The sequence below is a fragment of the Rodentibacter sp. JRC1 genome (assembly GCF_020521555.1).
GTDB lineage: Bacteria > Pseudomonadota > Gammaproteobacteria > Enterobacterales > Pasteurellaceae > Rodentibacter > Rodentibacter abscessus.
On record NZ_BPWA01000001.1, the window covers coordinates 1,044,749 to 1,065,471 of the forward strand.

22 protein-coding genes are annotated in these 20,723 nt (G+C 40.9%); 4 read left to right on the forward strand and 18 right to left on the reverse strand.

Going from position 1 to position 20,723, the window contains the following annotated elements; translation table 11 throughout:
- Positions 1 to 177: 177 nt before the first annotated feature.
- The 13 genes from rplL to ilvY all read right to left on the reverse strand — a co-directional run bounded on the left by rplL (position 178) and on the right by ilvY (position 11,544).
- Complete coding sequence (rplL, locus tag HEMROJRC1_RS04600; RefSeq protein ID WP_049357197.1) at positions 178 to 549, reverse strand: 50S ribosomal protein L7/L12; 372 nt, start codon at positions 547 to 549, stop codon at positions 178 to 180.
- 54 nt (positions 550 to 603) lie between these two features.
- Positions 604 to 1,095 (reverse strand): 50S ribosomal protein L10, encoded by a 492-nt coding sequence (rplJ, locus tag HEMROJRC1_RS04605; RefSeq protein ID WP_226691838.1) that lies wholly within the window; start codon positions 1,093 to 1,095, stop codon positions 604 to 606.
- A 292-nt stretch (positions 1,096 to 1,387) separates the two neighbouring features.
- Positions 1,388 to 1,777 carry a RidA family protein gene (locus HEMROJRC1_RS04610; protein ID WP_226691839.1) on the reverse strand — a complete coding sequence of 130 codons (390 nt, stop codon included), beginning with the start codon at positions 1,775 to 1,777 and terminating at the stop codon, positions 1,388 to 1,390.
- 48 nt (positions 1,778 to 1,825) lie between these two features.
- Positions 1,826 to 2,569 carry a VacJ family lipoprotein gene (locus HEMROJRC1_RS04615; RefSeq protein WP_226691840.1) on the reverse strand — a complete coding sequence of 248 codons (744 nt, stop codon included), beginning with the start codon at positions 2,567 to 2,569 and terminating at the stop codon, positions 1,826 to 1,828.
- Between the two features lie 44 nt (positions 2,570 to 2,613).
- Positions 2,614 to 4,956 carry an LPS assembly protein LptD gene (lptD, locus tag HEMROJRC1_RS04620; protein ID WP_226691841.1) on the reverse strand — a complete coding sequence of 781 codons (2,343 nt, stop codon included), beginning with the start codon at positions 4,954 to 4,956 and terminating at the stop codon, positions 2,614 to 2,616.
- 46 nt (positions 4,957 to 5,002) lie between these two features.
- The gene (locus tag HEMROJRC1_RS04625) at positions 5,003 to 5,551 is read right to left on the reverse strand and encodes a DNA-3-methyladenine glycosylase I (protein ID WP_226691842.1); all 549 of its coding nucleotides are present in this window, start codon (positions 5,549 to 5,551) and stop codon (positions 5,003 to 5,005) included.
- Complete coding sequence (aroE, locus tag HEMROJRC1_RS04630) at positions 5,548 to 6,366, reverse strand: shikimate dehydrogenase (RefSeq protein ID WP_226691843.1); 819 nt, start codon at positions 6,364 to 6,366, stop codon at positions 5,548 to 5,550. Before aroE ends, HEMROJRC1_RS04625 begins: the two co-directional genes overlap by 4 nt.
- A gap of 3 nt (positions 6,367 to 6,369) precedes the next feature.
- Entirely contained in the window at positions 6,370 to 6,921 is a 552-nt protein-coding gene (locus HEMROJRC1_RS04635) for a Sua5/YciO/YrdC/YwlC family protein (RefSeq protein WP_226691844.1), read from the reverse strand.
- Positions 6,918 to 7,460 carry a type I DNA topoisomerase gene (locus HEMROJRC1_RS04640; RefSeq protein WP_226691845.1) on the reverse strand — a complete coding sequence of 181 codons (543 nt, stop codon included), beginning with the start codon at positions 7,458 to 7,460 and terminating at the stop codon, positions 6,918 to 6,920. The genes HEMROJRC1_RS04635 and HEMROJRC1_RS04640 overlap by 4 nt, the downstream gene beginning before the upstream one ends.
- 18 nt (positions 7,461 to 7,478) lie before the next feature.
- Entirely contained in the window at positions 7,479 to 9,413 is a 1,935-nt protein-coding gene (locus tag HEMROJRC1_RS04645; RefSeq protein WP_226691846.1) for an ABC transporter ATP-binding protein, read from the reverse strand.
- Between the two features lie 23 nt (positions 9,414 to 9,436).
- The gene (gene glpE, locus HEMROJRC1_RS04650; RefSeq protein WP_226691847.1) at positions 9,437 to 9,754 is read right to left on the reverse strand and encodes a thiosulfate sulfurtransferase GlpE; all 318 of its coding nucleotides are present in this window, start codon (positions 9,752 to 9,754) and stop codon (positions 9,437 to 9,439) included.
- The gene (rarD, locus tag HEMROJRC1_RS04655) at positions 9,754 to 10,632 is read right to left on the reverse strand and encodes an EamA family transporter RarD (RefSeq protein WP_226691848.1); all 879 of its coding nucleotides are present in this window, start codon (positions 10,630 to 10,632) and stop codon (positions 9,754 to 9,756) included. Before rarD ends, glpE begins: the two co-directional genes overlap by 1 nt.
- 33 nt (positions 10,633 to 10,665) lie before the next feature.
- Complete coding sequence (gene ilvY / locus HEMROJRC1_RS04660; protein ID WP_226691849.1) at positions 10,666 to 11,544, reverse strand: HTH-type transcriptional activator IlvY; 879 nt, start codon at positions 11,542 to 11,544, stop codon at positions 10,666 to 10,668.
- Positions 11,545 to 11,747: 203 nt separating this feature from the next.
- Between ilvY and ilvC the strand changes: the two genes are divergently transcribed.
- On the forward strand, positions 11,748 to 13,226 hold the full coding sequence (ilvC, locus tag HEMROJRC1_RS04665) for a ketol-acid reductoisomerase (protein WP_226691850.1): 1,479 nt from the start codon (positions 11,748 to 11,750) through the stop codon (positions 13,224 to 13,226).
- 65 nt (positions 13,227 to 13,291) lie between these two features.
- Here the strand turns inward: ilvC and HEMROJRC1_RS04670 are convergent, their stop codons facing one another.
- From HEMROJRC1_RS04670 to HEMROJRC1_RS04690, 5 genes are read right to left on the reverse strand one after another with little or no spacing between them, the layout of a single operon-like run.
- Positions 13,292 to 14,107 (reverse strand): shikimate 5-dehydrogenase, encoded by an 816-nt coding sequence (locus tag HEMROJRC1_RS04670; RefSeq protein WP_226691851.1) that lies wholly within the window; start codon positions 14,105 to 14,107, stop codon positions 13,292 to 13,294.
- An 8-nt stretch (positions 14,108 to 14,115) separates the two neighbouring features.
- A complete protein-coding gene (gene cysE, locus HEMROJRC1_RS04675; RefSeq protein ID WP_226691852.1) occupies positions 14,116 to 14,913 on the reverse strand; it encodes a serine O-acetyltransferase in 798 nt (265 codons plus the stop codon).
- A 9-nt stretch (positions 14,914 to 14,922) separates the two neighbouring features.
- A complete protein-coding gene (gene gpsA, locus HEMROJRC1_RS04680) occupies positions 14,923 to 15,927 on the reverse strand; it encodes an NAD(P)H-dependent glycerol-3-phosphate dehydrogenase (protein ID WP_226691853.1) in 1,005 nt (334 codons plus the stop codon).
- Positions 15,928 to 15,983: 56 nt separating this feature from the next.
- Positions 15,984 to 16,499 (reverse strand): protein-export chaperone SecB, encoded by a 516-nt coding sequence (gene secB / locus HEMROJRC1_RS04685; RefSeq protein ID WP_226691854.1) that lies wholly within the window; start codon positions 16,497 to 16,499, stop codon positions 15,984 to 15,986.
- Between the two features lie 14 nt (positions 16,500 to 16,513).
- On the reverse strand, positions 16,514 to 16,960 hold the full coding sequence (locus HEMROJRC1_RS04690) for a rhodanese-like domain-containing protein (protein WP_226691855.1): 447 nt from the start codon (positions 16,958 to 16,960) through the stop codon (positions 16,514 to 16,516).
- A 463-nt stretch (positions 16,961 to 17,423) separates the two neighbouring features.
- Between HEMROJRC1_RS04690 and ansB the strand changes: the two genes are divergently transcribed.
- From ansB to HEMROJRC1_RS04705, 3 genes are all read left to right on the forward strand, one after another.
- Positions 17,424 to 18,467 (forward strand): L-asparaginase 2, encoded by a 1,044-nt coding sequence (ansB, locus tag HEMROJRC1_RS04695; RefSeq protein ID WP_226691856.1) that lies wholly within the window; start codon positions 17,424 to 17,426, stop codon positions 18,465 to 18,467.
- A gap of 162 nt (positions 18,468 to 18,629) precedes the next feature.
- Positions 18,630 to 19,952 (forward strand): anaerobic C4-dicarboxylate transporter, encoded by a 1,323-nt coding sequence (locus HEMROJRC1_RS04700; RefSeq protein ID WP_226691857.1) that lies wholly within the window; start codon positions 18,630 to 18,632, stop codon positions 19,950 to 19,952.
- Between the two features lie 111 nt (positions 19,953 to 20,063).
- A complete protein-coding gene (locus HEMROJRC1_RS04705) occupies positions 20,064 to 20,699 on the forward strand; it encodes a hypothetical protein (protein WP_226691858.1) in 636 nt (211 codons plus the stop codon).
- The last annotated feature ends 24 nt before the right edge of the window (positions 20,700 to 20,723 follow it).

Consider the following 20,723-nt stretch of genomic DNA (forward strand, 5'->3'; position numbering starts at 1 on the left):
TCTGTAGTGGGTTACTCAAATTAAAACCTTTATTTATTCTTTAAATTTGAGTGGAAACAGATGCTATTAAACGGAAAATAATCACCTGTTTTTTTATGCTATTTTGATAGCACAAAATGGCTGATGGTAAACCACCAGCCATTAAGCCTGAAGAACAGGACATAAGCGAATCAAAAATTATTTGATTTCTACTTTCGCGCCTGCTTCTTCTAATTCTTTCTTAAGCGCTTCAGCTTCTTCTTTAGAAATGCCTTCTTTTAAGTTAGCCGGAGCAGATTCAACTAAGTCTTTAGCTTCTTTTAAGCCTAAACCGGTTGCACCACGTACTGCTTTGATTACTGCTACTTTGTTAGCACCTGCTTCAGCAAGAACTACGTCAAACTCAGTTTTCTCTTCTGCTGCCGCTGCCGCACCGCCTGCTGCCGGAGCTGCTGCTACTGCCGCTGCTGAAACACCAAATTTTTCTTCCATTGCTGCGATTAATTCAACAATTTCAGTTACAGATTTAGAAGCAATCGCTTCAATGATTTGTTCGTTAGTTAATGACATAACAATCAATTCCTAAAGTAAATAAAGTTAAATGAAGTAAGAAACGCTTAACAATTAAGCCGCTTCTTGTAATTTGTCGCGTAATGCCGCAAAAGTGCGAACAAGTTTGCCTGCCGCAGCTTCTTTCATTGTGCCCATTAAACGTGCAATCGCTTCTTCGTAAGTTGGTAATGTTGCCAAGAATTCAACATCTTGGATTTTACCTTCAAAGGCTGCACCTTTAATTTCAAACTTATCGTTTGCTTTAGCAAACTCTTTGAACAAACGTGCTGCTGCACCCGGATGTTCGTTAGAGAACGCGATAAGTGTCGGACCTACAAACGTATCTTTTAAGCATTCGTAATCTGTGCCTTCAACTGCACGGCGTAATAAAGTATTACGAACCACGCGCATTGTCACACCTGATTCACGAGCTGCTTTACGTAACTCAGTCATTTTATCAACAGTTACACCGCGAGAATCTGCGATTACTGCTGAAAGTGCACCTTTGGCTGCTTCATTTACTTCAGCAACAATTGCTTGTTTGTCTTGAAGATTTAATGCCATTGGCTTTTAGCTCCTGAATACACTCCGATTTCTCGGAATTAATTTACCTAATACTAAGATTAGGGCGACTTCGGTGCCCAGAAGCAAGAAAAATTCTTATTCTGTACACCATCTACGTAGGATTATTAAGATATCCATCCCCTACGGTCTTGGACGGGGCTTGAATAGGTCAAGCACCAACCAGAAATTAGGTTATAGTCTATAAGCTATAACAAAGACGCAGAATTATAGAGTGAATCCATTTTCTTGTAAAGCTATTTGTCGGAAAAAGATCCAAAAACAATACCTTATATTATTTTCTTACTGCGATGGCTTCGATTTCTAAACCGACATCTTTTGGTAAACGAGCCACTTCTACGCAAGAACGAGCGGGGAAATTAGGGTGATTATTTTCTTTGAAGAAACGTTCATATTCTGCATTTACCGCCGCAAAATCACCTAAATCTTTCACAAAAACCGTTGTTTTTACGATATCGGCAACCTTTAAACCGGCTTGCTCAACAATCGCTTTTACATTTTCCAAAGATTGGCGGGCTTGCGTGACAATATCAGCGGGCACTTCACCGGTTGCAGGATTGACGGGAATTTGACCTGAAGTCAGCACCAAATTACCTAAATCCACCGCTTGAACATAAGGACCGATTGCCGCCGGGGCTTTTTCTGTATGAATAATTTTTGTCATTGTTTTCTCCTTCTTTGAAAAGTGCGGTCAAAATAACCGCACTTTTTATTAGTCAATTTCTTTTAACACGTCATCGGAAAGCTCTTTTTGAGAACTTTCTGTTACTTTGCCGTCATTCACTTTAAATTCTAAGTTTTGGAAGTAAGCCTCACGGAATGTCACATAAGGATCTTGCGCTTGACGCAGTAATTCCGCATTATCCAAGTTCTTCGCACGGGAATCCACCGCTTGGACACCGTATTTTACTAATGACCACGGACCACCAACCCAATCCCAAAACGGATACATATAAGCTGCATCCACCACAGCACCGCTTAATTGGCGAGGGGTCGTTGCGTTATAAAGCGGCAATACCATATAAGCCCCGGCATCAACGCCATAACTCCCCAATGTCTCACCAAACCCACGTTGCTCGTAAACTTGTAATTCTTTGCTCGCACTGGCGAAATCAAATAAACCACCGATACCGAATACGGTATTTATCCAAAAGCGGTTGAAATGCACAAATGCTTTTTTCGGCTCACCTTCAATCATACGGTTCACAAAACTTACCGGTTCGTCTAAGTTATTCGCTACATTAGAAAGCCCCTTTGTTATCGGAGTCGGTACATAATCACGCCAACCTTTTGCCGCCGGTTCTAACACATAACGATCTACCACATTGTAATTGAAATTCCACATGGTACGATTAAACCCTTCCATCGGATCATTACGTTCACCATTTGATTTTGTTGCACAACCGGCTAATGTCATCACTCCTAAAAGTGCGGTCAAAATTACCTGTTTTTTCATAAGTATCCCGTATAAACAATTGTGTATAAATAATAGATCAAAGCTTATAGACTATACGCCTTAATATAAGGTAGTTTACCTTTTTCAAGCATTTCCTGAATACCGCTTTGGTGATCATTGTTGCCTAAACCGCGCAACTCGAAAGTCACTCCGATACTATGATCATACACAATGTCGTCTTGTTTTTGATTTTGACGGCTGGTGACATAACGTCTTGCGCTAATACCAACAGCCCAACAACAACTGTTATATTGCACACCGATATATTGTTCCACCGGTTTTTTCAATGCTAAATCTTGATAGTATTTTCCGACAATCGCCCAATTATCCGACACTTCCCATGCGGCAACCACTCCCAATTGTTTAATATCTTGGTTGTAAGCATTTAATGAACGACCTAAATTTTGGTCGATATAAGCCTGGCTTGCATAACGGTAATTCAACTGAATCAAATTATTTCTTGCCGGATTATATTCAATACCGGTATTTGCCAATGAGGTTTTCTTAAGCTGAGTATCATATTGATAACTTCCGCGCCAATTCCAATTATCATTGAGTTTCCAGTTAGATTCCAACGCCCAAGAGGAAGAAGAGCGCTGAGTGCTATTTGAAGGATTATTATCAATTCGGGAATCCGTTAAATAATAGATTTGCCCCGCAGATAAATTAAAACGCTCCGTTGAATGTCTGTCATAAAAGCGTGTAGTCCCTCCCACTGTGACTTGATTTGCGGAAGAAATTCGGTCTAAACCGCTATAACGACGATCGCGAAACAAGGAATAATAATCTTGTTGAACTAAGGCTGAATCATAACCAAAGCCTAAATAATCATTGGTTAATTTTGATCCGATACTGCTTTGATCGCGATATGGACGATACAAATATTGCACACGAGGTTCAAAAGTTTGAGTGTAGTTTTTTAAGAAGGTCGTATCACGCGCCAACACAGTTTGTAAATCAACTTTAAGCTGTGGAATAACGCGATTGACCGTACGCTGAACATCCTCGGCTCCTACACCGTGACCTTTTTTCTGATGATAACGGGTCGCATAAAGTTTGGTTTCAATATTCAGGCTTCCGTATTTATTTGACATTGAACTCGCCAAACTCGGTTCTAGGTGAAAACGCCATGCTGTCGGCATAAGACTACTGTCGTTATCAAAACGAACGGCTTGTGAGAACAATTTAAAATCTAACCGACCATTTGCTAAATCATTTTTGTAATAATTAAAATCGATTTGCGGTAAAGCACGGTAAGGCCCCACCGAAACTTCATCAAAAATTTGGAATTGGCGTGCCGAAATTGAGAAATTGTAATGAGGTTGATAGTACGCAATTTTGGCATATTGGTCAGCATAACCATCCGTACTATTTCCATAATCAGAGGTAAAATCCGTAAAATAACGCTTATCGCTTACACGGGTGTAATCCACATTAAAACGCCAATTTTGAAGGAAAGAAGAGCTATGATTCCAATAGAAAAGATGGCGTTTGCGATTATCGCCATAATATTCATCATAACGATCCCGTCCTAAATATTCACCGGCGATTTTGCCTTCACCGATGGGAGTTAAATAACGAAATTCGCCGTTTAATTGCCAACCTCGGTGAGACATATATTTCGGCGTGATTGTCGCATCATAATTCGGCGCAATATTCCAATAAATCGGTTGGGCAAACCAATAACCGTCACGGCTAGAACTCCCCGCACTTGGCATTAATAAACCGGAGCGGCGGCGATCACCGATTGGTAATTGCAAATAAGGAGTATAAAAAATCGGTACACCAAGTACTTTGAAACGGGCATGCCACATTTCCGCATATTCTTCTTTTACATACTGACGAATTTCCGAAGCCTCTACCGCCCAAGCCTTATCCCCCGGCAAACAGGAAGTAAAAGTTGCATTTTTCATCACACGCATATCATTATGCAATGCAATATGCTGTGCTTTTCCTCGCCCCTGACGACCTACTAATTGATAATCCGCCTCAGTCACATTACCGTCTTTGGAATCAAGATTAAAATCGGCACTTTGTCCCAACATATTGATTTGATCGTCTTTATAATCAAATCCTCCGTTTACATAAGCAAAACGTTGAAGTGCCGTACCTTCACCGAGTTGTTTTACTTCCACTGAATCCGCTAACAAATGGCGATTGCCTTGTTTAAGATCCGCCTTTCCTTTGTAAATTGCGCTTGTCGGCTGATTGATTTCCGCCTCATCCGCTTCAATGTAAACCGGTAAATCGTTCTGATTACCGGATACCGCTTCACCGGAAAATTTCGGCACGCCCGCTAAACATTGTAAACGCAAATCTGCAAAGCTCATTTGGCTATAAAGTGCGGTCAAAATAGAAAGCGAAATTAAAGTATATTTTTTATTCATAATTCAATTTTTTCATTGACGAAATTGGAGCGATTATACTGGAAGATCATTTGCAACAACAACCATTAATATGGTCGTTAACTAATCCCATTGATTGCATAAAGGCATAGCAGGTGGTTTCGCCGACAAATACGAACCCTCGTTTTTTTAACGCTTTTGACATCGCTTTAGAGGTTTCGGTTTTTGCAGGAACCGCCGATAGATCCGGTATATCATTGACGATAGGCTTATGATTGACAAAGGACCAAATAAAATCGCTAAAATTTTCACCGCACTTTTCCATCTCAAGAAATGCTTTTGCATTTTTCACAATGGCTTCTAATTTTGCACGATGACGAATCAGCCCTTCATTTTTCATACATTCATCAATATCAAGTGCGGTCATTTTCGCCACTTTTTTCGGATCGAATTGATAAAATGCTTTGCGATAGGCATCACGTTTTTTCAAAACGGTAATCCACGAAAGCCCGGCTTGCTGCCCTTCCAGACAAATTTTTTCAAATAATTTTCGGCTATCGAATTCAGGCTTGCCCCATTCATTATCGTGATAAGCAATATAAATCGGCAATTCACCAGCCCATGGACATCTTGTCATAGCATCTCCTTTTTAAGTTGTGCATAAACAGTGGCAAAATCAGGCATTACACCACGCCACAAGTAAAAGGAATGCGCCGCTTGCGCCACCAACATACCAAAGCCATCGCTTACCTTTGTCAGCCCCAAACTTTTGCAGAAAGCAATAAAGGGCGTATCTACCCCTTTAGCATATTGCATATCATAAAAGGCATTGCCGAGTTGCAGAATTTCCGGCGAGACCGAAGCCGTATTTCCGCTTAATCCGGCAGAAGTCGCGTTAATAATGAGATCATAAGATTTCGGAGGAATGCTATCCATTGCCACGGCTTGAATATCGCCATAAGGTTGAAATTTATCCGCAAGGGTTTGCGCTTTGGCTAAAGTGCGGTTGGCCAGCACGATGTTTTGCTGTGCTTGTAATAAAGGTAACAGCACCCCCTTTGTCGCCCCCCCTGCACCTAAGATAAGAATACAGCGGTTGGGTTTTATCCAATTTAAGCGTTCCAAATCCGTTACCAAACCCACACCATCCGTATTATCCGCATACAATCTGCCGTCCTCTAATTTTTTCAGGGTATTACAGGCTTCCGCCAGTTTCGCCCGCTCACTCCGATCATCGGCAAGTTGATAGGCGCGCTCTTTGAAAGGAGAAGTGATATTACAACCTTTTGCGCCTTCAGCGAAAAAAACAGTAAGTTGTTGCTCAAAAGTATCAAGATCGCCTAATTTCGCAACATATTCTAGGTTTTGTTGCGTTTGTTTCGCAAATTTGCTTTGAATTAACGGTGATTTACTTTGTGTAATGGGATTACCCCATACAGCATAACGATCCATAAATTATCCTTGTCTAAAAAGTTGGTTGGTGAGCAAATCCCGAATCTCGGAGGGATTTTCTGCATGACCGACCGCTTCATTCAATACGGGGAAATTCTCGCCGAATTGCAACCGCACTTCCTCTGCCGTACGGCAAGGTGAAGCCCCTGTCAAATTCGCACTGGTGGAAGTAAGCGCAAAACCGGTTGCTTCACAAAGCGCTTTCACCGCAGAATGATGGCATAAACGCACCGCAATGCTATCGAATTTTCCGGTCAGAAAGTTTGGTACATCGGCTTTTGCCGGCACAACCCAAGTTGTAGGGTTGGCGTACTCACCTTTTAATAAAGCAATATGTGCCTCATTTAAACGGGTAAAATCAATAAACGGCAAAAAATAAACCAAACTTGGCGCAACCAAAATCAAGCCTTTTTCCATTGGTCGTTGTTTTAAATCAAGCAATTTTTTGACCGCACTTTCACTTAACGGATTGCAACCTAAACCGAATACCGCTTCGGTTGGGTAAGCGACAACTTGATTTTGCAGCAAATATGTAGCGATTTGTTGTAAATTCATTTGGAAATCTCAAAAATATGGCGACAAGTTTTTTTTGCACATTGCATAACCTTCCGTTCCTCATTCTCAGTTTTCACTAAAGCAAGGGGAAAATAGCATTTCGGGCAAGGGGATTCACAGGGTTTCGCCGGAAGAGAAAATTTACAATGGGGAAAATTATCACAACCGTAGAAGGTTTTTCCTTGTCGCCCACGGCGTGCGACTAAATTCCCCTTTTGACATTCCGGACAAGCCGTTTGCGCTTCCGTTTTCTGCTCTTCGTGTACGACAAAATCGCATTCCGGATAAGCACTGCAACCGATAAACATACCAAATGCGCCTTGTTTCAATTGCAAAACCGAGCCACATTGAGGACAAGTTTCGTTCAGTTCCTTCAATACTTTATTTTCCACACGCTGCAAGGGGCGTAAATAATCACATTGCGGATAGGCACTGCAACCTAAAAACAGCCCTTTTTTGCCTTGTTTTATTTGCAAAATCGAACCGCATTGAGGGCAATATTGTTCTTGTTTTGTGTGCTGAAAAAGGGATTGACTCATCTTATTAATATCCACGTCTTAGGCATTCAACATTTCTTCTAAGCTTTCTTGCGATGCCATCCATTCTGTTTCCACGTCTTCTAACGCTTTTTTGGTCTCCACTTGTTGGCTCAAAAGTGCGGTCAATTTTTCTTTATTTTCTGTCTGATAAAGCGCCGAATCCGCCAGTTGATTTTCCATTTCAGCCAATTGCTCGGAAAAACGGGTCATTTTTTCTTCCAATTGGGCAATTTTTTTACGCAATGGTGCGCTTTGTTGGCGTAATTCGGCTTCACGGCGTTTTTGTTCTTTACGGTTGAGATAAGCGTTAGGCTCTGAGTTCCTGCTTTCTGTGTACGTATTTTCTTCCTTTGGCTTTGCAGAAGAGAGATTATTTTGCTCCATTAACCACTTTTGATAATCTTCCAAATCACCCTTAAATTCTTCTACTTGTTTATCATGCACTAAATAAAACTCTTCCACGGTATTGCGTAATAAATGGCGATCGTGCGATACAACCACCAGTGAGCCTTCGTAATCTACCAAGGCTTCAGTGAGTGCTTGGCGCATATCAAGATCTAAGTGGTTGGTCGGTTCATCAAGCAACAGTAAATTAGGACGTTGCCACACAATTAAGGCTAAAACCAAACGGGCTTTTTCACCGCCGGAAAAAGATGAAACGGGCTGATTGACTTTATCGCCGTGAAACGCAAAGCTACCGAGATAATCACGAACTTGTTGCTCCGTTTGTTCCGGTGCAAGTTTTTGCATATGCCATAAGGCGGATTCTTCGGCACGCAACGTATCCAGCTGATGTTGCGCGAAATAGCCGAGTTGTACGCCTTTAGCAAGCTGAACCGTGCCGGAAAGTGCGTCCAATTCCCCGGCTAAAAGCTTAATCAGGGTGGATTTTCCCGCACCATTTTTTCCCAGTAAACCAATGCGTGAACCCGGCACGAGATTAAGTTTAATTTTACGCAAAATTTCAACCGCACTTTCACCACAGCCATAACCTGCACTTGCTTGTTCAAGCATCACTAAAGGATTCGGCAAGGATAACGGCGGTCGAAAGGAAAAAGTGAACGGGTTGTCCGCATAAGCAGGCGCAATCAACTCCATACGCTCCAAGGCTTTCACTCGGCTTTGTGCTTGTTTTGCCTTGGTCGCTTTAGCTTTAAAGCGATCAATGTAACTTTGCAAATGGGCGATTTTTTGTTGTTGCTGACGATACATTGCCGCTTGTTGTGCCAACTTGGTTGCCCGTTGCACTTCAAAAGAGGAGTAATCTCCCGTGTATTCATTCAATTTTTGCTGCTCAATATGCAGGATTTTATTGACTATCGGATCAAGAAAATCACGGTCGTGAGAAATCAATACCAATGTGCCTTGATAATTCACCAGCCAGCGTTCCAACCAAATTACCGCATCCAAATCCAAATGGTTGGTCGGTTCATCAAGCAATAATAAATCCGAGGGGCAAAGCAATGCTTGCGCCAAATTCAATCGCATTCGCCAACCGCCTGAAAACGATTTCACCGCCTGCATCGTTTCCGCTTGTGTAAAACCTAAACCGTGTAGCAATGTTTCCGCGCGTGATTGAATCGTCCAAGCATTAATGGTATCAAGCTTGTCGTGAATATGCGCAATCGCATTGCCATCATTGCGTTCATTTGCTTTCGCAAGCTCCGTCTGTAAACGGCAATATTCACGATCTCCTTGAATTACGTAATCCAGCGCAGAAATTTCCAACGCCGGAGTTTCTTGATTCACCCACGACACCGCCCAATTTGACGGATAGCTGATTTCTCCACCTTCCGGTTGAAGTTCTTTTTTTAACAAAGCGAACAAAGAGGACTTACCACAACCGTTTTTTCCCACCAAGCCTACTTTTTGTTTCGGATTAATTGTTGCCGTTGCATTTTCAAGCAATTCGGTTTGCCCGCGTTTTAAAGAAATATTATTAAATATAATCATTTTATTTCAATTAAAGCCAAAAACTAATATGCCGTATCCACCGGCAATTCTGCTTTCATCCAACCATCAAACCCACCAATCACACTATATAAATTATCATAGCCTTGTTCTGCTAAGAATGTTGCTACACTGCGACTACTTACGCCATGATAGCAACTAATAATGATTGGCGAGTCAAAATCCACCCGTTCTTCAAATTGTAAAAAACTTTGATTAGTTAGGTGAAACGCACCTTTAGGGTGAGAATAAGCATAACGTTGTTCATCACGTACATCGACAAGCATTGCGCCTTGTTGCGCCATTTCCCAAGCTTGTTGCGGGGTGATTTCTTTAAATGACATTATAAAGATCCTTTTGCGTGCTGTTTGTACACGCCATCAATAATCACAAGGCTCATCGCCAATACTAAACAGATAAAAAGCGGATAACTTTCCACATCAATTTTTTCACCGATAAAAAATGAAACAAACACCATCATAATGGTTTCGACATAGCCCAAAAGCCCAAGCAAATTCATCGGCAACATATTACTGGCGATCACATAGGCAATTAGCGCCGTACCACTGATAAAACCAAGCATAACCAGCAATCCCCAAATATTCGGGTTACTTTGTTCAACCGTCACAAAATTTGTCTGCAAGGCAAAATAAATACTTATCGGCATTAAACAGAGCATTTCAAGACAAAAGGAAGCAAGATCGGTATTTTTCAATGCTTTTCGGATAGAAAAATAAGTGGTGTAGCCCACGCAAACGACAATAGCCTCCCAAGATAATCCGCCTTTCATAATGATATTTGAAATCACACCAATCGCTGCGATGATGACAGCAATAAATTTAAAGGTGGAAATGCGTTCTTTAAAAATTAATCTTCCTGCCGCAACCATCACTATCGGCAATAATAAATAACCGAAAGAAACACTCATTGAGCTACCGTTATTCGGCGCCCAAAGAAAAAGCCACATTTGAAAGCCCATTAATGCGCCACAAAACAAATAAGAGAGGGCAAAGTGCGGTTGTTTTTTAAGATGTTTTAGGCGGGTAATTAATGCCTCTTTCTGTTTAAATATCAATACGGCGAACACAACAAACGGAAAGGTAAAAATCATTCGATAGCCAAAAATATCCGTTCCACTTAAAGGTTTGAGCAGCGTGGAAAAATAATACATATAGCCGAATAAAAAAGAGGCTAATAATGAAACGAGAACACCTTTGAGCATAGACCCCCCTTAATTTGAAGATTGCTATCCATTCTATTCCAACATTGCCCAAAATGCACGGATTAAGGGGAGTTCTAAGTTCCTTTTCTGAGTACAAATTCCCAATTCAAAAGGTTCAATCGGTACATCTAAATTTAAACGGGAAATTTGGTTATTCATCGGACTGTTATTAATTACTTCATCGGGCAACATCGCCAAGCCGAATCCTAACCCCACCATAGGCACAATCCCTTCGTGTCCGGCAACAGTGGCATAAATTTTAGGATGCTTAATTTTTTTCTCATGTAGCCATTGTTCAATCCGCTGCCTCGCATGACCTTCCACGGGAAAAATAAAAGGCATTTGTTGCCAATTAATCGGTTTTTCTTGCAACAACTGTGTTGCTAAGCAAGCGACACGCGGTGCAATCAAAGAAAGTTTAATCTCATCAATTTTATGAAATGCAACGCTTACCGGCAGGTTATTAGGCTTTCCTGCAAGGGCGAGATCCGCTTGTTGGGTTTGAATTAACTCTACCGCTAATGCCGGATCGCCGGTGGTGAGTTGAATTTCCACTTTCGGATAACGCTGACGAAACTGTTTTAATATCTGTGGCAAATGACTGTAAGAAGCGGTTACGGAACAAAAAAGTTTAAGTTCGCCGCAAAGTTCATCGGATTCATCATTAAGCTGTTGTTTAAATTGCTGCCAATTCTGCCATTCATTTTTGGCAAATTGATAAAACTTTTCCCCTTTTTCCGTTAAACATACTTGGCGATTATCACGAATAAAAAGCCTGTGCCCGATCTCTTCTTCTATTCGCTGAATTTGGCGTGAAAGCGTGGAGGGAGACATATGGTTTTGATTGGCGGTTTTGGCGAAATTTTGGGTATCGGCCAATTTGATGAAAAGGTAGAGATCTTGAAAATTCATACAATCATTCTCTTAAATATCGTTATCAAGGTTTCGTTCAATACGTATAGCACAATTTAAAGCAAGTGATTGCAAAAAATGCAACATAAAATACCAATATTATCACTTTACGCAATAACGAAAAATCTTATAATTTCAACTAAAGTAAAAAATATGCAAACACAACATCATACAATTATTCACCCTTACATAAAGGAAAATATATGGCTAACTATTTCAATACGTTGAATTTACGTCAAAAATTAGACCAATTAGGTCGCTGTCGTTTTATGGATCGCGAAGAATTTGCCGATGAAGCAAACTTCTTAAAAGGTAAAAAAATCGTGATCGTAGGTTGTGGTGCGCAAGGTTTAAACCAAGGTTTAAATATGCGTGATTCAGGCTTAGATATTAGCTATGCATTACGTCCTGAAGCAATTGCCGAAAAACGAGCTTCGTTCCAACGTGCGACTGAAAACGGCTTCAAAGTAGGCACTTATGAAGAATTAATCCCGAGTGCAGACTTAGTAATTAATTTAACGCCGGATAAACAACATTCAAAAGTCGTGGCTGACGTGATGCCGTTAATGAAAAAAGACTCTGCGTTCGGTTATTCTCACGGTTTCAATATTGTCGAAGTTGGTGAGCAAATTCGTAAGGACATCACCGTTGTAATGGTTGCGCCAAAATGCCCGGGTACAGAAGTGCGTGAAGAATACAAACGTGGTTTCGGTGTGCCGACATTAATCGCAGTTCACCCTGAAAATGATCCGAAAGGTGAAGGAATGGAAATTGCGAAAGCATGGGCTGCAGCAACCGGAGGCCATCGTGCAGGCGTATTGGAATCTTCATTCGTGGCTGAAGTTAAATCCGATTTAATGGGCGAACAAACTATTCTTTGCGGTATGCTCCAAGCAGGCTCTATCGTATGCTACGACAAATTAGTGGCAGACGGTAAAGATCCGGCATATGCGGGTAAATTAATCCAATACGGCTGGGAAACCATCACCGAAGCCTTAAAACAAGGCGGTATCACATTGATGATGGATCGCTTATCAAACAGTGCAAAATTACGCGCATTCGAGCTTTCCGAACAGATCAAAGAAAAATTAGGTTTCTTGTATTTCAAACATATGGACGACATCATCAGCGGTCATTTTTCCGAAACAATGATGGCAGACTGGGCGAACGGAGATAAAGATTTATTAGCATGGCGTGAGGCGACAGGTAAAACGGCTTTTGAAAATGCACCGAAATACGACGGCAAAATCAGCGAGCAAGAATATTTTGACAACGGTGTATTGATGATCGCTATGGTAAAAGCCGGCGTTGAACTTGCTTTTGATGCGATGGTTGCAAGCGGTATCTACGAAGAATCGGCTTACTATGAATCACTCCACGAGTTACCGTTAATCGCAAACACCATCGCGCGTAAACGCTTATACGAAATGAACGTGGTAATTTCTGACACTGCCGAATACGGTAACTACTTATTCTCTAACGTGGCTACCCCGATTTTGGCAAAAGAAATCATTCCGAACCTTCAAAAAGGCGACTTAGGCGAACCGACTCCGGCAATTGAAATCGATAACATCACCTTACGAGATGTAAACGATGAGATCCGTAACCACCCGGTGGAATTAATCGGTCAAGAATTACGTGGTTATATGACGGATATGAAACGTATCGCCGTTGCGGGTTAAGGTTGAATTAAACTAAATAAAGGCGTTTTGGATTTTCAAAACGCCTTTATTTTTAACCGCACTTTCTAGCTATTGGCTCTCGCAAAGGCCGCTGCTTCAGCCACTAATTCATCACTTGGGCGGTGGTGTGTGTAGCGTTCAAATTGTTCCACCGCTTGCAAAACAATAACTTCTGCACCGGAAATAATTTGTTTACCTAAACTTTCCGCATAACGAATAAAAGGTGTTTCCGCAGGAATCGCTACTACATCAAAAGCGACATTGGCAGCCTCAATCATTGATTTAGGAAAGGCTAAATCATCTTCCTCTTTTCCGCCTTGCATACCGATAGGTGTAACATTAACTAAGATTTCAGCCTGTTGGTTTTCAATGGAATCAATATATTCATAGCCATAAAGTGCGGCTAAATATTGCCCTGTTTTTGCATTGCGGGCATACACTTTCAAATGTTTAAAGCCGCTATTCTTAAATGCGGCAACCACGGCTTTTGCCATACCGCCACTTCCATATACAATCACACTTGAGTTTCTATCTAATTGATATTTATCAATTAATTTCATAATTGCAATATAGTCGGTGTTATAAGCACGTAAAAAACCATCATCATTTACGATCGTATTCACAGACTCTATCGCTTGTGCCGAGGGGTGAATTTCATCTAAAAACGACATACAGCTTTCTTTAAAAGGCATAGATACCGCACAACCACGAACACCCAATGCGCGTATGCCCTTTATTGCACATTCGATATCTTGTGTTGTAAAGGCTTTATAGATAAAGTTTAGCCCTAGTTTTTGGTATAAATAATTGTGGAACATCGTGCCGAAATTACCCGGTCGAGCGGAAAGGGACATACAGAGTTGTGTATCTTTGTTGATCATTTTTCACCTTAAATATTCAAATTCACACCATCGTCAATAAAATATTGGTTCATTTCAAATGCCGGTTTCGCTTCTTTATCTTTTCCGATAATGCGTGCAGGTACGCCGGCTGCGGTTGCATACTCGGGAACCGGTTGAAGTACTACGGAATTTGCTCCGATTTTTGCATATTTACCCACTTCAATATTACCTAGAATTTTAGCGCCTGCGCCGATCATAACTCCCTCACGAACTTTCGGGTGACGATCGCCGGATTCTTTACCTGTTCCGCCTAAAGTTACACCTTGTAAAATCGACACATCATTTTCAATAATGGAAGTTTCTCCCACGACAATACCTGTTGCGTGATCAAACATAATGCCGTGACCGATTTTCGCCGCAGGATGAATATCTACATCAAAGGCTACAGAAATTTGATTTTGTAAATAAAGAGCAAGTGCTTTGCGGTTTTCTTGCCAAAGGTAATGAGTAATACGATAGCTTTGAATGGCATGAAAGCCTTTTAAATAGAGCAAAGGTGTAGACCATAGCGCCACCGCGGGATCACGCTGGCGCACGGCTTTGATGTCGTAGGCGGCACAATCAATAATAGCGGGCTCCGCTAAATAAGCTTCTTCAATAATTTCACGTAAGGAAATTGCCGGCATAATCGGGTTTGCCAGTTTATTTGCAAGTAAATAGCTTAATGCTCCACCAAGATTTTGATGTTTTAAAATCGTGGAATGAAAAAAACTTGCGAGCATTGGTTCATGCTCGGCGAGATCTTTTGCTTCTTGACGAATGTGTTGCCATACTTCTAACATCATCTTTTCTCCTTATTCACCTTTGCGTTCGCGTCCTAATAAGCTATGTGCGACATCCTGTGCGGATTTGCCACAGAAGAGTATTTGATAAATTTGTTCCGTAATCGGCATTTCTACGCCTTGTCGTTTTGCAAGTAAATAGGCTTCCTTGGTGTTATAAAATCCTTCCACTACCTGTCCTATTTTGTCCATTGCCGTTTGAGTATCCAAACCTTCGCCAAGCATTAAACCAAAGCGGCGGTTACGTGATTGATTATCGGTACAGGTAAGCACTAGATCGCCTAACCCGGACATTCCCATAAAAGTATGAGGATTTGCACCAAGTGAAGCCCCTAAACGGCTAATTTCGGCAATACCTCGAGTAATCAAAGCAGTACGGGCATTCGCACCAAAACCCATTCCATCGGAAATTCCAGCCCCAATCGCAATCACATTTTTAATTGCGCCACCAAGTTGAACACCAATCATATCCATATTTATATACACACGAAAATGTTTACTACAATGGATTCGCTCCTGAAACTCAAGGGCAAATTGTTCATTATTAGAAGCCAAGGTGATCGCAGTCGGTAAACCTTGCGCGAGTTCTTTCGCGAAAGTCGGGCCTGAAAGTACGGCAAGCGGATAACTTGTACCAAGTTGTTCTTCCACTACCTCTTGTAAAAGTCTCCCTGTATCGCGTTCTAATCCCTTCGTTGCCCAAATAAGTCGATGGTGAGGCTGTAAGTGCGGTTGAATTTTACTGAGAATTTCATTGAAAGCGTGACTTGGCACAACAATGAGAATATCTCGCGAACGATTTAGGGCTTGGACAAGATCCGATTCTAAATACAGTTCATCAGGGAAAGGAATATCAGGTAAAAAATGACGGTTTTGGCGTTCAGCCTGCATTTGTCGAATGTGCGTAGAATTATGCCCCCAAAGATAGGTCGGCGAACCGTTACGTGAAAAAGAAATCGCTAACGCTGTTCCGTAAGAGCCTGCGCCAAGTACAGTAATCGGTGATTGAGGTGTCATAGAATCTCCTCAAAAACAAAGGGCAAGCCCAAGACTTGCCCTTCTTTGTCAAAAAATTAATGTTGGGTTTCTTTTGCTTCTTCAGCAGGTGCGTTTTCCGCCGCTTCCTGCTGACGATTCATATATTCAATGAATAGAGCATCAAAATTCACCGGAGAAAGATTTAATGCCGGGAACGTACCACGGTTCACCAGGCTTGAAATCAATTCACGGGCATAAGGGAATAACATATTTGGGCATTGAGAAGTTAGACAATGCGTCATTTGCATATCTTCCAACCCGCTAATTGTAAATACGCCCGCCTGTTTTACTTCACAGATAAAAGCGAGATCCCCGGAATCTTCCATCGTTGTTTCAACGGTGATATTTAAGGTTACTTCGTATAAATCATCACCTAATTGCACGGTTTCCGTGCTTAGATCAAAACCCAGTTTAGGTTTCCATTCTTGATGAAAAATATGCGGAAGATTCGGTGCTTCAAAAGAGACATCTTTTACGTAAATACGTTGAATTTGTAATACGGCTTGTGATTCCTCTGACGCTACTTCAGGTTGTTGGTTTTGTTCTGACATAAATCAATTCCTTATTATTTGTGTTTTTTAACAATCGGTAAATTTGCCCCCATCCAAGCGGCAATACCTTCTTTTAATACATAAACGCGCGAAAAACCCTGCTTAGTTAATAATGCCGCAGAAGTTGGCGCAGAAATACCATTCACATCAACTAAAATTAATGGTTTTTCTTTATGTTGCTCGATTTTACCTAAATTTGCATTTTTAATATCGGTTGGAAGAAGGTTAATACTGTTAATGATATGACCGCGTTGATATTCATCTAAAGTACGAAGATCGATAACCACCGCGTCTTCATTATTTATTAAACGAATAGCTTCAGGATGTTGAATCGTTTTAAATTTCTCAGTCGCAGATTTAAAAAAGGTGTAAATCACTACGGCAAAAATAGCAAACCAAGAAACCGTTAATAAAGTGTGCTTTTGAGCAAATTGAATTGCATCAGGTAGAAATTCTTGCATTGTTGTTCCAATAATATGTCAATCAATATTCGGCTGAAATAGGGGCTAAGTATAACCGCACTTGCGTTATCTTTCAAAAAAATTCTTATTTTTATATCCAAACTACAAGTCAGATTATTTCAGTTCTGTGTAACTGCTACCATGATTTGTGCAACTACTACGAATTTAAGGCATTATGTCGCATAACTCCAAAAAGTTCGGTCAAATTCGACCGCACTTTTCACATTACTAGACGAAAAATGAGTTGTTTGCGTCATTTCAAAAATCGGCATTTGCTCCATCTTCACTTAGATTAGGTTAAGATTAATACAACTTTATTTGTCGCTAAAAAAATAACCCGGTTATACTAACAATGACGCTTAGAAAATATTTTGTGATCGAGATCATAAATTTAATTTTTAATGATTCCATACAGGACTATTTAGGTAGATGATAGCCCAAATTTTATCTCAAGGAGTCTTCAATGAAATTAAATAAATTAGCATTTTCTTTATTTTTAGGAGTTTCAATGGCAAATGCCGCCGAATTACCGAATATTACGATTCTAGCGACCGGCGGTACGATTGCCGGTAGCGGTCAAAGTTCGGTTAATTCTGCTTATAAAGCGGGGCAACTTAATGTTGATACTTTAATTGAAGCCGTACCTGAAATGAAAAATATTGCGAACATTAAAGGTGAACAAATTGTGAAAATCGGTTCGCAAGATATGACGGATGAAGTATGGTTGAAGCTTACAAAAGCTATCAATGTGCAATGTAAAAACACGGATGGGTTTGTTATTACACATGGTACGGATACGATGGAAGAAACCGCCTATTTTTTAGATCTGACCGTAAAATGTGAAAAACCGATAGTATTGGTGGGCGCAATGCGACCGGCAACGGAAAAAAGTGCCGATGGTCCATTAAATTTATATAACGCGGTGGTTGTTGCTACGGATAAAAAATCCGCCGGACGTGGCGTATTAGTCGCAATGAATAACGAAGTGCTTGGCGCTCGAGATGTAACAAAAACCAGCACAACTGCGGTTCAAACTTTCCATTCACCAAATTTTGGTTCGTTAGGTTATATTCATAACAGCAAAGTAGATTATGAACGTTCTCCGGAAAGTAAACATACCGTTAATACGCCTTTTAATGTTGAGAAATTGGATAGTCTTCCGAAAGTAGGCATCATTTATGCCTATTCTAATGCACCGATTGAACCGTTAAATGCACTTTTAGATGCCGGTTATCAAGGCATTGTGACAGCCGGTGTCGGGAATGGCAATGTGAACGCGACTCATTTAGAACGCCTAGAAAAAGCCGCAAAAGATGGCATTGCAGTCGTACGCTCTTCCCGCGTGCCAACCGGTTACACAACCCGTGATGCCGAAGTAGATGATTCTCAATATGGCTTTATCGCTTCCGGCACATTAAATCCGCAAAAAGCACGTGTGTTATTACAACTCGCTTTAACACAAACCAAAGATCCGAAAGTGATTCAACAATATTTTGAGGATTTCTAAATAACGAAAATAAAGTCCAAAATTGACCGCACTTTTATTTTATAGCTAGGTTCGGTTTTTTATTGATCTAAATTATAGAATCGGCACCTATTTGTTGCTATATTAGCGCGCAATTTATAATAGCAGAATAACAATTTCTTTTTATCAAACTTAGGGGGCAGTATGTCTGCAATGTTTTTATTACAATTTGCCATCGTGCTATTGTGTATTCTTGTCGGTGCACGGGTTGGTGGTATCGGTTTAGGCGTATTTGGCGGTTTAGGCCTTGCCATTCTTTCATTCGGCTTTGGATTAAAGCCCGCCGGTTTACCGATCGATGTAATGTTTATGATTATGTCAGTCGTTGCCGCAGCATCGGCAATGCAAGCTGCAGGCGGCTTGGATTATATGATTAAAATCGCAACCAAAATTTTACGCCGTAATCCGAAGCACATCACGTTTATCGCACCGGCGGTCACTTGGTTATTTACATTCTTAGCCGGTACCGGTCACGTAGCCTATTCGGTATTGCCGGTTATTGCCGAAGTAAGTCGTCAAAATGGCATCCGTCCGGAACGCCCGCTTTCAATGGCGGTTATCGCCTCTCAATTTGCAATTGTTGCAAGCCCGATCGCTGCTGCTGTGGTTGCAGTAGTTGCCTACCTTGAACCTCAAGGGATTCATCTTGGTGATGTATTAATCGTTACTATCCCGGCAACCCTTTTAGGCATCTTTCTAGCCTGTATCTTTGTGAACAAAATGGGAAAAGAACTTAAAGACGATCCGGAATATCAACGTCGTCTAAAAGATCCGAATTACGCCGATGCACTTAGTTCTTCTACAAACGTAAAAGAACTGGAAGTCAGTAACACGGCAAAAATTTCCGTAGCATTGTTTTTATTCGGAGCACTACTCGTCGTGTTAATGGGTGCAATACCGAGTCTACGCCCTATGTTTGACGGAAAACCAATGGGAATGGCACATACGATTGAAATCATTATGCTCTCCATCGGCGCATTAATCATTCTAACCTGCAAACCGGATAGCACGGAAATAACCAAAGGTTCCGTCTTTCACGCCGGTATGCGTGCCGTTGTTGCCATTTTAGGTATCGCTTGGCTAGGGGATACATTAATGCAAGCACATATGGCAGAAGTAAAAGAAATGGTGAAAAACTTAGTAGAGACCGCTCCTTGGACATTTGCGCTTGCGTTATTCGTCCTTTCCGTACTGGTGAATAGCCAAGGTGCAACCGTTGCAACGTTGTTCCCATTAGGGATTGCATTAGGCATTCCGGCACCGGTCTTAATCGGGGTGTTTGTTGCGGTGAACGGTTACTTCTTCGTGCCTAACTACGGTCCGATCATTGCTTCCATTGATTTTGATACCACCGGTACAACAAAAATCGGTAAATACATATTCAACCACAGTTTTATGTTACCGGGCTTATTAAGTATGGTATTTAGTGTGGTTATCGGCTTACTATTAGCCAATGTACTTCTCTAATAAAACCGGATAGTAAAAAAGCGGTGCATTATGCACCGTTTTTATTTATCCTGAACCTATTATTAAAATTTGTCTCTAAAAACATCATTTCTTTCAAAATAAGGAACATCAATGAAGTTATTCAAAATCCTTTTTGCGACACTTATGATCTATATTCCGACCGCCTGGTCGGCCGCTGATTACAATGTTAAATACAGCTCAAATTATTTAATGCCGGCCTATGTTCACTTCAAAGCAGACGGATCGCAATATTCCGTTAATGCAAAAATCAACATTCCGCTTTACAATATCGTGTTCTTTTCCCGTGGAACACAAACTCCGACCCAATTCAAAATGGTAAATTATCAAGACACCCGAAATGGTAAGCCTTACGCTATCTCAAAAATTTCTCCAAGTACCATTGAATACGGCAAAGTGAAAAATGGATTGAAAACGGAGCCTTTAACACTCCCAACTTTTGACTTATTTACGATGGCATTTCAACTGAGCTATTACGATAAACTACCAAACAGCTTCCAAATCACCAATGGTAAAAAATTATACCCAATGGAAAACGTGAAAGTGAAGAAAAGTGAAAAACAAATTGATGAAAATAAACAAAAAGTTACTGAAATCACTTATACCTTCAAAACGGGCAATAAGGATATTATGGTGAAAAAATTCGCCGGTGAACAATTCCCCCGCTATATCAAATATTCCCGAGACGGCGATGATTACGAATTGAAATTTAGTGGGTTTGTGAAATAAAAGAGAGCAAAACGACCGCACTTT